Annotated in this window: 10 protein-coding genes; 3 read left to right on the plus strand and 7 right to left on the minus strand. The window is 65.3% G+C overall.

The window, feature by feature from the left end; all coding sequences use genetic code 11:
• Nucleotides 1–19: 19 nt before the first annotated feature.
• The 3 genes from recR to ACFWU2_RS19555 all read right to left on the minus strand — a co-directional run bounded on the left by recR (nt 20) and on the right by ACFWU2_RS19555 (nt 1,482).
• Nucleotides 20–628 (minus strand): recombination mediator RecR, encoded by a 609-nt coding sequence (recR, locus tag ACFWU2_RS19545; RefSeq protein ID WP_169622585.1) that lies wholly within the window; start codon nt 626–628, stop codon nt 20–22.
• A 9-nt stretch (nt 629–637) separates the two neighbouring features.
• The gene (locus ACFWU2_RS19550) at nt 638–961 is read right to left on the minus strand and encodes a YbaB/EbfC family nucleoid-associated protein (protein WP_378528584.1); all 324 of its coding nucleotides are present in this window, start codon (nt 959–961) and stop codon (nt 638–640) included.
• A gap of 86 nt (nt 962–1,047) precedes the next feature.
• The gene (locus ACFWU2_RS19555) at nt 1,048–1,482 is read right to left on the minus strand and encodes an SRPBCC family protein (protein WP_169622584.1); all 435 of its coding nucleotides are present in this window, start codon (nt 1,480–1,482) and stop codon (nt 1,048–1,050) included.
• A 144-nt stretch (nt 1,483–1,626) separates the two neighbouring features.
• Here ACFWU2_RS19555 and ACFWU2_RS19560 point away from each other — a divergent pair, with 144 nt between their 5' ends.
• Both ACFWU2_RS19560 and ACFWU2_RS19565 read left to right on the plus strand, forming a co-directional pair.
• A complete protein-coding gene (locus ACFWU2_RS19560; protein ID WP_378609997.1) occupies nt 1,627–3,069 on the plus strand; it encodes an FAD-binding oxidoreductase in 1,443 nt (480 codons plus the stop codon).
• Entirely contained in the window at nt 3,066–4,382 is a 1,317-nt protein-coding gene (locus ACFWU2_RS19565) for a class I SAM-dependent methyltransferase (RefSeq protein ID WP_378609835.1), read from the plus strand. Before ACFWU2_RS19560 ends, ACFWU2_RS19565 begins: the two co-directional genes overlap by 4 nt.
• A 105-nt stretch (nt 4,383–4,487) precedes the next feature.
• Here the strand turns inward: ACFWU2_RS19565 and ACFWU2_RS19570 are convergent, their stop codons facing one another.
• The 3 genes from ACFWU2_RS19570 to ACFWU2_RS19580 form a co-directional block, all read right to left on the minus strand.
• A complete protein-coding gene (locus ACFWU2_RS19570; RefSeq protein WP_378609837.1) occupies nt 4,488–6,623 on the minus strand; it encodes a 3-hydroxyacyl-CoA dehydrogenase NAD-binding domain-containing protein in 2,136 nt (711 codons plus the stop codon).
• A gap of 35 nt (nt 6,624–6,658) precedes the next feature.
• Entirely contained in the window at nt 6,659–7,873 is a 1,215-nt protein-coding gene (locus tag ACFWU2_RS19575; protein ID WP_169622581.1) for an acetyl-CoA C-acetyltransferase, read from the minus strand.
• 154 nt (nt 7,874–8,027) lie between these two features.
• On the minus strand, nt 8,028–9,602 hold the full coding sequence (locus ACFWU2_RS19580; protein WP_378609840.1) for a hypothetical protein: 1,575 nt from the start codon (nt 9,600–9,602) through the stop codon (nt 8,028–8,030).
• Between the two features lie 358 nt (nt 9,603–9,960).
• On the opposite strand from ACFWU2_RS19580, the gene ACFWU2_RS19585 reads away from it, so the two are divergent.
• Nucleotides 9,961–11,370, plus strand: coding sequence for an MFS transporter (locus tag ACFWU2_RS19585; RefSeq protein WP_378609843.1), 1,410 nt, complete (start codon nt 9,961–9,963; stop codon nt 11,368–11,370).
• On the opposite strand, the gene ACFWU2_RS19590 is transcribed toward ACFWU2_RS19585, so the two are convergent.
• Entirely contained in the window at nt 11,357–13,060 is a 1,704-nt protein-coding gene (locus ACFWU2_RS19590) for a helix-turn-helix domain-containing protein (RefSeq protein WP_378609846.1), read from the minus strand. The genes ACFWU2_RS19585 and ACFWU2_RS19590 overlap by 14 nt on opposite strands.
• Nucleotides 13,061–13,254: the final 194 nt, after the last annotated feature.

Genomic DNA, 13,254 nt, shown 5'->3' on the forward strand with positions numbered 1-13,254 from the left:
GCGTCCGCGGCTCCGCCGGTCACATTGCTCGCCGACCCGACAGCGCACGTCCGAGCGTGAGCTCGTCCGCGAACTCGAGGTCGCCGCCCATCGGCAGGCCGGACGCGAGGCGCGTCACGGTCAGCCCGGGGAAGTCGCGCAACATCCGGACCAGATACGTCGCGGTGGCCTCGCCCTCGGTGTTGGGATCGGTCGCGATGATCACCTCGGAAACGTCGACGCCGTCCTCCTGGTTGCCGATCCGGGTGAGCAGTTCCCGGATGTGCAACTGATCGGGCCCGATGCCGTTGAGCGGATCGAGCGCACCACCGAGCACGTGGTAGCGGCCGCGGAACTCGCGGGTGCGCTCGATCGCCTGCACATCCTTGGGTTCCTCGACCACGCAGATCTGTGTGCGGTCGCGCCGGAGGTCGGAGCAGATCCTGCACCGCTCCCGATCCGACACGGTGCCGCACACCTCACAGAACTGCACCCCGTCGCGCACCTTCTGCAACGCCGCCTGGAGTCGGTCGATCTCGGGAGGCTCCACCGACAACAGATGGAACGCGATGCGCTGCGCACTCTTCGGGCCGACGCCGGGAAGCTTGCCCAGCTCGTCGATGAGGTCCTGTACCGGTCCTTCGTACAACGCGAGCCTCTAGAGACCGGGCAAGCCGGGAATGCCGCCGCCGAGACCACCGGCGAGCGGGCCGAGCTTCTCGGCGGCACTCTCCTGCGCCTTCGCGGATGCGTCGGCGATCGCGCCGACCACCAGGTCCTGCAGGGTTTCGACATCGTCGGGATCGACGACCTTCGGATCGATGTGCACGGCGACGACCTCGCCCGTGCCCTTCACCGTCGCGGTCACCAGGCCTCCACCGGCCTGACCGGTGACCTCCTCCTGTGACATTTCGTTCTGAGCGGCCATCAGTTGCTGCTGCATCTGCTGGGCCTGAGCGAGGAGTTGCTGCATGTCGGGCATTCCACCGGGTTGCACGGACACGTCCTTTCTGCACGTTTGTCTGTTCAGGGTAGTCGTCCACCGTCTGCGGTGACACGACGGAGAGGTCAGTCCACTTCGTTCTTCAGGTTCTGAAGGACCTGCTGCTGGATCTTGCGCAGACCGATCGGCGCGAAGGTCTTCTCGAAGAATCCACCGATACCGCCCGCTCCGTTCCAGCCGGTGAGGACGACCACCGTCGAACCCGTGCCGTGGGGCACGACGCTCCAGGTGGTCACGAGCGACGAGTTCGCGTCCGTCTCCGTGATGGTGCTGCCGGAGACTGAGACGGTGGCCTGCACATCGCGCTGCCGCTTCTCGGTGGCCTGGAGAATCCAATGCACGACGGTGCCCTCACCCCGGCCACCCGAGATCACCCGGTAGTCGCGGTAGTGATCCGACAGGATGCGCGGGCGCACCGTCTCGTAATCGGCGAGGGCAGCAAGCACCTTGTCGGGCGCTGCTTCCAGTTGTATCGAACTGCTCGCACTGACCTGTGCCATGTCGATTTCCTCCGTAGTTGGTCGGATGCTGCTTGTGGACGAGTTCTCCGTCCATCCTGCCTTCTCATCAGTACCGGGACGGGCGCGAGCCACGGGTTTATTGTGGGTGTGCCATCAAGCAGCGCCGCAGGGGAGTCGATGCTCATGCTGGGATCGTCACGCGCCACGAGTCCGTACGGACTGCAGGTTCACCGCGAAGGTGTGGAACGACTGTTGCGCTCGTACCGCAACATTCCCGAGCGTGCGCCGGTACGGCTCGCGAAAAAAACGTCGAATCTCTTCCGTGCCCGCGCGAAAGTGGATGCGCCCGGACTGGACGTCTCCGGCCTCGGCGGTGTCGTGTCGGTCGACCCGCGTACCCGTACTGCGGATGTCGCCGGGATGTGCACCTACGAAAACCTCGTCGACGCGACATTGCCCTATGGGCTGGCTCCACTCGTGGTTCCGCAACTGAAGACCATCACCCTGGGCGGCGCCGTCACCGGCCTCGGAATCGAGTCGACCTCGTTCCGGAACGGTCTGCCCCACGAATCGGTGCTCGAGATGGACATCCTCACCGGCGCAGGTGAGATCGTCACGGCGCGGCCCGACGGCGAACACTCCGACCTGTTCCGCGGATTCCCCAATTCGTACGGGTCCCTCGGATACGCGACCCGCCTCAGGATCGAACTCGAACCGGTGAAACAGTTCGTGGCCCTGCGCCATCTGCGGTTCGATTCACTCGCCGAGATGCAGGCCGCGCTCGACCGGATCACCGCAGACCGCGTGTATGCCGGTGTCGCCGTGGACTATATCGACGGCGTGGTCTTCTCGGCCGAGGAAAGCTACCTGACGCTCGGGGCGCAGACGGACGAGCCGGGACCGGTGTCCGACTACACCGGACGCGACGTCTACTACCGGTCCATCCAGCACGCATCGGTCAACCACCCCAAAACCGATCGACTCACGATCCGCGACTACCTGTGGCGCTGGGACACCGACTGGTTCTGGTGTTCGAGGGCGTTCGGGGCACAAGATCCCAGAATCCGCCGGTTCTGGCCGAAGCGACTGCTGCGCAGCAGTTTCTACTGGAAGCTCATTGCACTCGACCACAAGTATGCGGTCGCCGATCGTATCGAGGCGCGCAAAGGCAACCCCCCTCGTGAGCGCGTCGTGCAGGACATCGAGGTGCCGGTCGAACGCACCGAGGAATTCGTGCGGTGGTTCCTCGAGGAAATCCCCATCGAGCCGATCTGGCTGTGCCCGTTGCGATTGCGCGATCACCACGGCCCGGGCGGTGCGTCGTTCGATGCGCAGCGTCCGTGGCCGCTGTATCCCCTCGAACCCAAACGCACCTACGTCAACGTCGGCTTCTGGTCCTCGGTTCCCGCCGATCCCGGCGGAGTCGCCGGTGCCGCGAACCGGCTCATCGAAAACAAGGTGGCGGAACTCGACGGTCACAAATCCCTGTACTCCGACTCGTACTACACACGCGACGAGTTCGAGAAACTGTATTACAGCGGTGGGGAATACACCGCACTCAAAAAGAAGTACGACCCGCGGTCCCGCTTACTGGACCTTTTCTCGAAGGCGGTGCAAGGAAAATGACCACATTCAAGTCCGAGCCTTCAGCCGGCGTGCGCCCGGCCGATGACAAGATCCCCCTCGCGAAGATCGTCGAAACCGTCACGGGTGGCGACATGCCGCTGCGATTCACGGCGTACGACAATTCGGCCGCGGGCCCGGAAGATTCCCCCTACGCCCTGCATCTCGCGTCACCCAAGGGCGCGACCTACATCGCGACCGCTCCCGGCGACCTCGGGATGGCGCGCGCATACATCTCCGGAGAACTCGAGATCCGCGGCGCACATCCCGGTAACCCCTACTCCCTGCTTGCCGCCCTCGGAGACATGCACTTCGAGCGGCCCCCGGCCCGCGTCCTCGCGCAGATCGCGCGGTCGCTCGGCACGGAACTGCTCAGGCCGATCGCCCCGCCGCAGCAGGAACATCTACCCCGATGGCGCCGCATCGCGGAAGGTCTCCGGCATTCCAAGAATCGCGACGCCGAGGTCATCCATCACCACTACGACGTGTCCAACACGTTCTACGAGTACGTACTCGGCCCGACGATGACGTACACCTGCGCTCTCTTCGATTCCGAGAGCCAGAAACTCGACGATGCTCAAGAGAACAAGTACCGCCTCATCTTCGAAAAGCTCCGCCTGCAACCCGGCGACCGGCTCCTCGACATCGGTTGCGGCTGGGGTGGAATGGTGCGCTTCGCCGCGCGCCGCGGGGTGAAGGCACTCGGGGTGACCCTGTCGCGTGAGCAGGCGGAGTGGGCACAGCAGGCGATCGCGGACGAAGGACTCGGCGATCTGGCCGAGGTTCGGCACTCCGACTACCGCGACGTGACAGACACCGGTTTCGACGCGATCTCGTCGATCGGCCTCACCGAGCACATCGGCGTCGGGAACTACCCGGCGTACTTCCAGTTCCTGCACGACAAGCTGCGGGTGGGCGGGCTGCTCCTCAACCACTGCATCACGCGCCCGCACAACCGTGGGCGGATGAAGGCGGGCGGATTCATCGACCGGTACGTGTTCCCCGACGGGGAACTCACCGGCTCCGGCCGCATCATCACCGAAGCGCAGAACGTCGGATTCGAAGTGGTGCACGAGGAGAACCTCCGGCAGCACTACGCGTACACCCTCGCCGGCTGGTGCGAAAACCTCGAAAAGAACTGGGATGCGTGCGTCGCCGAGGTGGGCGAGGGGACCGCGCGGTTGTGGGGCCTGTACATGGCCGGGTCCAGGCTCGGATTCGAACGCAACATCGTCCAGTTGCACCACGTGCTCGGCGTCAAGCTCGGCGCGGACCAGCGTCCGCAGGTGCCCCTGCGCCCATGGTGGGTCGCATAGGCCCGGCGCTGCCGGCCTCACACCGATGACGCCGTAGCCGGAAACGACGGAAGGGCCCCGAAGCGATTCGGGGCCCTTCCTGTCTATCGGACGTGCACGCGCAGATCAGTCGCGGAGCGACGCCGGCGGGGTGAAGCGCTCACCGTACTTCGCGGCGAGCTCCTCGGCCCGCTTCACGAAGCCGGCCTTGCCGCCCGGGTATCCCGTGATGAACTGCGAGACACCACCGGTCCACGCCGGGAAGCCGATGCCGAGGATCGAACCGATGTTGGCGTCGGCGGTGGTCTCGAGAACACCCTCGTCGAAGCACTTCTGTGTCTCGATGGCCTCGGCGAAGAGCATCCGGTCGATCAGGTCCTGCAGCGGAACGTCCAGGGTCGCGACGGTCTTGAACTGATCGCGCACGCCCTGCCAGATGCCCTGACGCTTGCCGTTCTCGTCGTACTCGTAGAAGCCGGCCTTCTCGAGACGACCCGGACGACCCTGCTCGACCATCCAGTCGATGACGTCGAGCGCGGGGTGACGGGTGGCACCCATCTTGGTGTCGCCCTGCTTGGCGGCCTCCGCGGTCTCCTTGGCGATCTTCTGCATGAGCTTCATGTTCAGCTCGTCGGTCAGCTGCAGCGGCGGAGCCGGGTAGCCCGCCTGCGAACCGGCCTGCTCGATCGTCGCGGGCTCGATGCCCTCGCCGAGCATCGCGATGGCCTCGTTGACGAACGTGCCGATGACGCGAGAGGTGAAGAAACCACGACTGTCGTTGACGACGATCGGGGTCTTGCGGATCGCGAGCGTGTAGTCGAACACGCGGGCCAGCGCCTCGTCCGAGGTCTTCTCACCCTTGATGATCTCCACCAGCGGCATCTTGTCGACCGGCGAGAAGAAGTGGATCCCGATGAAGTCCTCGGGACGCTTCACGCCCGTGGCGAGACCGGTGATCGGCAGCGTCGAGGTGTTGGAGCCGAGCAAGGCGTCGGGCTCGACGATGTCCTCGATCTCCTGGAACACCTTGTGCTTGAGCTCGGTGCTCTCGAAGACGGCCTCGATGACGAAGTCGACACCCTTGAAATCGGCCGCGTCGGCGGTCGGGTGGATGCGGCCGAGCAGTTCCTTGGACTTCTCCTCGGTGGTCTTCCCACGCGAGAGTGCCTTGGCCTCGATCTTCTCCGAGTAGTTCTTGCCGCGCTCGGCGGCCTCGATGCTGATGTCCTTGAGGACGACCTCGTACCCGGCACGCGCGGAGACGTACGCAATGCCCGCGCCCATCATGCCGGCGCCGAGCACGCCGATCTTCTTGATCTCACGCTTGGGCACATCCTTCGGCCGCGAGGCACCGGAGTTGATGGCCTGCATATCGAAGAAGAACGCCTGAATCATGTTCTTCGCGACCTGGCCGGTAGCCAGTTCCGTGAAGTAACGGGACTCGATGGTCGACGCGTTGTCGAAGTCGACCTGCGAGCCCTCGACCGCGGCGGACATGATCGCGCGCGGAGCCGGCATCGGCGCGCCCTTGATCTGCTTGCGCAGGTTCGCGGGGAACGCGGGGAGGTTCGCGGCGAGCGAGGGGGTGGACGGGGTGCCGCCGGGGATCTTGTATCCCTTGACGTCCCACGGCTGCACGCCACCCTCGGGATTGGCCTTGATCCACGCCTTCGCGGCGGGCACGAGTTCGTCGACGCTACCGACGACCTCGTGGACGAGGCCGATCTCCTTGGCCTTCACGGCGTTGTACTTGTTGCCCTGCAGCAGGACCGAGAGGAGCGCGGTCTGGATGCCGAGCAGACGCACGGTGCGGGTGATACCGCCGCCACCGGGCAGCAGGCCGAGGCTGGCCTCGGGCAGCCCGATCTGAACGCCCTTGACGTCAGCAGCGATCCGGTGATGGGTCGCGAGAGCGATCTCCAGGCCACCGCCCAGTGCCGCACCGTTGATGGCGGCGACGACGGGCTTGCCGAGGGTCTCGAGGCGACGGAGGTCTGCCTTGATGTCCTGCACCTCGTCGAACGCGGCCTGCGCGTCGTCCGGCCCGATCGCGATGATGTTGCGGAGGTCGCCTCCGGCGAAGAAGGTCTTCTTCGCGGACGTGATCACCACACCGCTGATCGAGTCCTTCTCCTCGACCAGGCGGTCGACGGTGGCTTTCATGGAGGACTTGTAGAGCGCGTTCATCGTGTTCGCGCCCTGGTTGGGGTCGTCCAGGGTGAGCACAACGATGCCGTCGGCGTCCTGATCCCAAGAAATCATGTTGTCGGTCACTGTATTTCGAATCCTTCCGGGTATCAGACGCGCTCGATGATGGTGGCCACGCCCATACCGCCACCGATGCACAAGGTGACGAGGGCGCGCTTGGCTCCGCGGCGCTCGAGCTCGTCGATCATGGTGCCGGTGATCATGGCGCCGGTAGCGCCGAGCGGGTGACCCATCGCGATGGCGCCGCCGTTGACGTTGAGCTTCTCGTCCGGGATCTTCAGATCCTTCTGGAACTTCAGGACGACGGACGCGAACGCCTCGTTGATCTCGAAGAGGTCGATGTCGTCGGCGGTGAGACCGGCGGCGGCGAGCACCTTCTCGGCGGCCGGAGTCGGGCCGGTGAGCATGATGGTCGAATCGGCACCCGAGGTGGCCGTCGCCACCACGCGGGCACGCGGGGTGAGACCGAGATCCTGGCCGGCCTGCTCGGAGCCGACGAGCACGAGAGCCGCGCCGTCGACGATGCCCGAGCTGTTACCGCCGTGGTGGACGTGGTTGATCTTCTCCACGAAGTGGTACTTCTGCAGCGCGACAGCGTCGAAGCCGCCCATCTCGCCGACCGACGCGAACGACGGCTGCAGCTTCGCCAGACCCTCGAGGGTCGTGTCGGGACGCATGTGCTCGTCCTGCTCGAGGATCGTCAGACCGTTCTGGTCCTTGACAGGCACGACCGACTTCGAGAAGTAGCCACCGGACCACGCTGCTGCTGCGAGCTGCTGCGAACGCAATGCGTAGGCGTCGACGTCCTCGCGGGAGAAGCCCTCGATGGTCGCGATCAGGTCTGCCGAGATGCCCTGGGGCACGAGGTAGCTGTCGTAGTTCGTGGCGGGGTCGAGCATCCACGCGCCGCCGTCGGAACCCATGGGCACGCGCGACATGGACTCGACACCACCGGCGAGGACCAGTTCGTCCCAGCCGGAGCGGACCTTCTGCGCAGCCATGTTGACGGCTTCGAGGCCGGACGCGCAGAAACGGTTGATCTGGACACCACCGGTGGTGGCCGGCATGTTGGCGACGGTGACGGCGGTGCGGGCGATATCGGCACCCTGATCGCCGACCGGACCCACGACGCCGAGGATGAGATCCGAGATGCGGTTCTCGTCCAGGTCGGGGAAGCGGACACGCAGTTCGTCGATCAGGCCGGTAACCAGAGAGATCGGCTTGACGGAGTGCAACGATCCCGTCTTCTTGCCTCGGCCTCGTGGTGTTCGGATGGCTTCATAGATGAATGCCTCGGTGGTCACAGTGCGCAGGTTCCTTCCCGTGCTTGCGGAGTAACAGCACCGACGGCCCCGTTCGGAGCCGTCGTGCCCAACTTCACACCACCGTAGAAGATGTGGCCCATAGCAGTAAGGACCGAAGCGATCGAGGTCCGTGACCGAACCGAGCGACCTTCCGTCAGAACACGAGCACCGCGAATACGGTCGACAGCACCAGGCCCGCCATCACCGGCAGGAAGCACTTCCGTGCCAGGTCGAGTACGGGCACCCGCGCAAATCCCGCCACCGCGATGAGCGACGACCATGCAATGATCACTCCACCGCCCGACCAGATGTTGCCCATCTGCCCGATTGCTGCCAGCGTCGCGGGATCGACGTCGACCGCGGGACCGAGCGCACCGGACAGCGCCCCGGTAAGGGGCAGACCGCTGAATCCGGATCCGTCCAATCCTGCGACGAGACCGATGAGCAGTATCCCGAACGACGTGACGAACGCGTTCTGCGGCAAGTGCGCCTGTACTGCGGTGACGAGGTCGAACAGGATCGCGGGTCCCGTTGCATCGGACGAGAGGCCGAGGATCGGCGCGGCGAAGTCGGGATTGCCGATAAAGAAGAATCCGGCGATGGGGAGCACACATCCCATGGCTTTGAAAGCAAACACCAGACCGTCGACCAGGTGGTCGGACGTGGTTTCGAGGAAGCCACCCTTGTCGGTCGATGCTGCGGCCGCGAACAAGACGAGCGACGCGATCCCGCCGACGATCGCCGCGGCCTCGCCACCTTTCAGCGGCGGCACGACATCGGTGAATTTGCCCAGCATCAGGTAGACGATGAACGCGAGATAGGCCAGCGGGACAAGCATGGCGAATGCTTTCGCGGTACCGCGCCGTTCCTTCTCCGACTGCGGGACCTCGAATGTGCCCACGTCCCGTTGGGGCGCCAGCACGACCGTCGCCGTACCCGCGGCTTCGCCGAGGGCCGGCGGTGGCCCCAACTTTTGGGGACGAACCGGACCCGTCGAACCGGTTCCACTCGGATCGGGCGATGAGGTGGGCTCACCGACGCCGCTGTCCGCTTCGGCTTCCCACTCGGTCAGTAGATCGGGAGACGGCGTCCGCCACGTCCGCTTCTGCGAGAAGTAGGTGATGAGGAGTGCGGTACCTCCGACGATCAGCGACAGCACGAGAGCTTTGTCGGCCACCGCATCGGCGTCCACGCCGGCAGCAGACGCCGAGATGCCCGGGGCGACCTTGATGATGTAATCGGACGACAGCGCCATGCCCTGACCGCAGATGGCGATGACCATGCCCACGGAGAGCGGCGACAGCCCGGCGCGAATGGCGACAGGAATCAGCACCGCGCCGACGAGCGGAACAGCAGGGGTCGGCCAGAAGAACAGTGAGATCACGTATGTCACGGCGGCGAGCACGAGGAAACTGCTCGTCCCTGCTCTCATGACTCGCCGGAACGGTGCGACCATCATCCGGTCGGCACCGAGTTGCCGCAACGCTCCGAGCATGGCGGTGACCATCGCGATGATGAGGAAGATGTTGAACAGTTCCTTCGCCGCCACCAGGCTCGCGTTGAAGATCGACGAGAGTCCGGTGACGATACTGCCGGAGAACACCAATGCGGTGAGAAATGTTGCGACGACAGCGGGAACGACGATGTTCTTCCGCAGGGCCATGGTGGCCAGGATGACGAGTATGCCGGCGAGGTAGACCCAATGGGCCGCCGCGAGTTGTACGTCCAATGCATGTCCTTCAGCAGGAGCGGAATGGAGCGGGCTTGTCTCCGTGGAACTTTCCGCGCTCGTCCAGGCACGGTCAACGCAAACCCTGCACACCGGCCGGAACGGTACTTGTGCAATGTGTTCCTTTTTTGCGATTCCGTGTCATCCGATCGCCTGTTTGTGAAAAAGTGCTACGAACATGTGTCGGAACACGGTTTCGCGGCTCTCCGGCGAGCAGCATGTGCACAGTGCCCATATCCGGCCCCTCGGGCTGTGCCTCTTGTCCTGGTGACGCTCGTGCGCGCAGTCGGGTTGTGGTGCGAGAGTGGGAACGAACGGCTCGATGATGCCGTGCAGTTCGATCGTTTCCAGGAGTTCGATGACCACACGTACCGATGCACCTCCGGAGTCACCGGAGGGTGCTGACACGGGCACGCCGCTCGCACTGTCCGCACTGCTCGCAGGGACGCTCGTCGGAACCTTGAGCAACAACATCATCAATGTTCCTCTTGCACAAATCCTTTCGTATTACGACTCGTCGCTGGAGGACGGGGCGTTGCTCGCCGTCGCCTTCCTGCTCACGTTCGCGGCATCGATGCCGCTCGCGGGGTATATCGGTGATCGCTTCGGCCGGCGCCGCGTGTACTGCGCAGCCCTGCTCGGCACCGCAGTGTGTGCCGCGGGAGCAGCGACAGCACCCAGTCTCGAGATTCTGATCGGGTGGCGTGCGCTCGGAGGTGTCGCCGCCGCGGCATTCGCACCGGCGGTGATGGGACTGCTCGCCTGGCTGTTCGGCCCGCTACGTCGCGCCCGTGCGGTGGGCGCGTGGGCGACGGTCAACGGAATCGGACAGGCAATCGGCCCCTCCCTCGGAGGACTCATCGCGGGCAACTGGGGATGGCGCTGGGTCTTCGTCCCGCTGATTCCTATCGCGCTGATCGGGCTCGCGGGAACGCTACGCTGGATTCCTGCATTCCCGGGACGTCCGATGCGGCTCGACGTGCTGGGCGCAGCCACCCTCACCATGGGTTCGGCCGGAATCATTCTGGGTCTCAGCATGTTCGGAAAATCGGGTGTTCCTGTCGGCATGGCGTGGGCGAGCCTCGCGGTGTCGGTCCTGGTGCTCGTCTGGTTCGCGGTCCATTGCCTGCGCGTGCGCGTGCCGTTCGTGGACGTACGCCTGCTTACCGAAAGCCGTTTCGCCCGAAGTTCGGTTGCCTCGTTCGCTCAGATGTTTTGTCTCGGAACAGCTCTTCTGGCGGTTCCGCTACGACTCTCGGCCACAGGCGTGTCCACAACGACGGCCGGGATGATCCTGTTCTCCCTTCCCGCAGTCATGGCCGTCCTCGCCCCGCTGATCGGCCGCATCACGGACCGGGTCGGTGCTCGGCGGGTATTGCGGTGCGGATTGACAGTCCTCGCCGTCACCCAGTGCGCTCTGGCGGCCGTTCTGGGCGCGAACGACCCGGATCCGTGGCTGGTCGTCGGCGTACTCGCGGTGACCGGAGCCGGAATCGCGGCCGTGCAGACCCCCGCAGCGGCGGGATCCACTCGATCCCCCGCCGGGGCGCAGGGAACCGGACTCGGAGTGTTCAACCTCATCCGCTTCGGTGGTTCCGCCGTCGGTGCGGCGTGGGTGACCATCGGACTCGGGTCCTGGTCGGTCAGCATCGTTTTCGTCGTCTGCGCGCTGGTTGTGGGCAGCGCGTTCGCCGCCACCTTCCTCGGACGCGACCCTGAGGACGTGGAAGACGCCGCGGTGACAGGTGTCGCGTTCAGAGATAGTTGATTTCGCGTTCCACTGCGGTGTGCAGGTGGTCGAGGAGTTCCAGACGGACGGCGAGCCACGCGGTGAACTGGTTCTCGGGGGTCCGGACATCCATCGCCATCGCCCGCGAAATCCGGTCCAGTTTCGACAACATGGTGTTCCGGTGCACGTCGAGTTCGCGCGCGGCCGCATTGACGTTTCCGCCGGCACCGAGATAGGCCACGAGCGTGTCGTAGAGATCGCTGCCGGGCCGGAGCGAACCGAGTACATCCTCGACGAAACGCCTGCTCCGCTCCGTCTCTGCGACGAGTTCGAGGACACCGTATCCACGCAGGTCGTGGTAGGAAACCGAGCCCGACATCCCCATCCGTTGCCCGATCCCGAGAGCCACACGAGCCTGCCGATAGCTCTCTCGGATCTGATCGGCACCCGCGGCGGGGGTCCCGTGTGCGACCGGCACCGGACGACCACGACGACGCGACAGGTCGGCCGAGACGGCATCGGCGAACTCGGCGATCTCGGCCTCGGTGTCGCGCGCATCGCGGTACCGAAGCGAGCGCACCACCACGAGTACGTCACCGATCACAGTGACGTACGAACGGACAGAGGGGTGCGGAAGCACGCTCGCCGCGTAGCGGGCGAGCCGAAGCAACCCGCCTGGCCCCTCGGTGCCCGAGACGGCCGGATTCTCGTCGTATCCTGCGGCGACGAATACCGCAAAGGTCGAGGTGAGGTCGATGTCGTGATACTCGGCGCGAGCTTGCATGTCGTGCCGACTGGCGAAGCTCCCGTGTACGAGTGCCTGCACGAAGTCGCCCCGCGCACGCTCCTCCGCCTCGTCGACGCTGCGCTGGCGCAACATCTCCGAACCGATGATTGCGGTCGCCTGGTCGGTCACCACTGCGTGCCGAGCGAGGTCGTGCGGGCCGGGTGTGGAACCGCCGGCCAGAACCACCACCCATCCCTCGAAGCGTTTGCCGAGCCGGATGGCGCTCGCGGTACACGTCCAGTGCACCCCGGCCACCGTCGCCTCGACCACGCGCGTGTCGTGATGCCCCCTCCCGTCCGGTGAGGTCGGCCCGCATACGGCGCGGATGCGCTCGGCGATCTCGTCGATCGACGCCGGGTCGATGCCGTGGTGTGCCACGGCATGACCACGCGCATCGAGCGCCACCGCAGGATGCTGTGCGAGCGACGACACCTCCTTGATCAGCAGGGTGAGCCCGGCGCCGCGGTGAAGCAGTCCCGCGAGCACCGAATGCACATGAGCGGAGTAGCGCATGACGTGCACTTCCTGCATCAGGCTTCGCTCGGCGAGCAACCTGTTGAGCGCGGCGAAACCGACGGGCAGGTCGAGTTCCACGACAGGCAGACCCGGCGGCCAGGAGGCGATCGCGGCGGGAAGGGCGCCGTCCACGACGAGGCATGCGGCGCCGCGTGCCGCGACAGCGGATACGGCCTGAAGATTGGCACCCAGCACCTCGGGGCGCACATACACAGCAACCCCCGCCAGCTCGTCGTACCTGCCGACCACTTCGCCGAGGGGCAGCACCCAGGTCAGTGCCCGGTCGAGTGCCTCGTCTCCCTGCACGATGCGAGCGTCCGCCATCAGCGGTTCGTCGAGAAGACCACGGACGGTCAAGCGGGGGCTCGGTTCCACGGCAACCTGCTTCCATCGAGGGTGAGGGCGCCGGACCGATTCCGACGTCATGCACTTCCTACATGAGCTACCAGAGACACACCCACCCGGAACATGTGCAGTGTGTACACCGACCACCCCGGCTTCGCGGTGATATTAACCCTCCCACTGTTCGCGGTGCGCTGTTAGAAATATGCCACGCCCCCGGCAGGGAGCCTCTCGACCCGACGCCCTTCCGCCCATTCGGGCACTCGTTCGCAACGACC

It is taken from the genome of Rhodococcus sp. NPDC058639, assembly GCF_042717545.1.
Classification (GTDB): domain Bacteria; phylum Actinomycetota; class Actinomycetes; order Mycobacteriales; family Mycobacteriaceae; genus Rhodococcus.

Bases quoted from the DNA above. Each gene is read 5' to 3' on its own strand.
- ACFWU2_RS19550 (WP_378528584.1), bottom strand. From the start codon at position 961: ATGCCCGACATGCAGCAACTCCTCGCTCAGGCCCAGCAGATGCAGCAG.
- ACFWU2_RS19555 (WP_169622584.1), bottom strand. From the start codon at position 1,482: ATGGCACAGGTCAGTGCGAGCAGTTCGATACAACTGGAAGCAGCGCCC.
- ACFWU2_RS19560 (WP_378609997.1), top strand. From the start codon at position 1,627: ATGCTGGGATCGTCACGCGCCACGAGTCCGTACGGACTGCAGGTTCAC.
- ACFWU2_RS19565 (WP_378609835.1), top strand. From the start codon at position 3,066: ATGACCACATTCAAGTCCGAGCCTTCAGCCGGCGTGCGCCCGGCCGAT.
- ACFWU2_RS19570 (WP_378609837.1), bottom strand. From the start codon at position 6,623: ATGATTTCTTGGGATCAGGACGCCGACGGCATCGTTGTGCTCACCCTG.
- ACFWU2_RS19585 (WP_378609843.1), top strand. From the start codon at position 9,961: ATGACCACACGTACCGATGCACCTCCGGAGTCACCGGAGGGTGCTGAC.
- ACFWU2_RS19590 (WP_378609846.1), bottom strand. From the start codon at position 13,060: ATGACGTCGGAATCGGTCCGGCGCCCTCACCCTCGATGGAAGCAGGTT.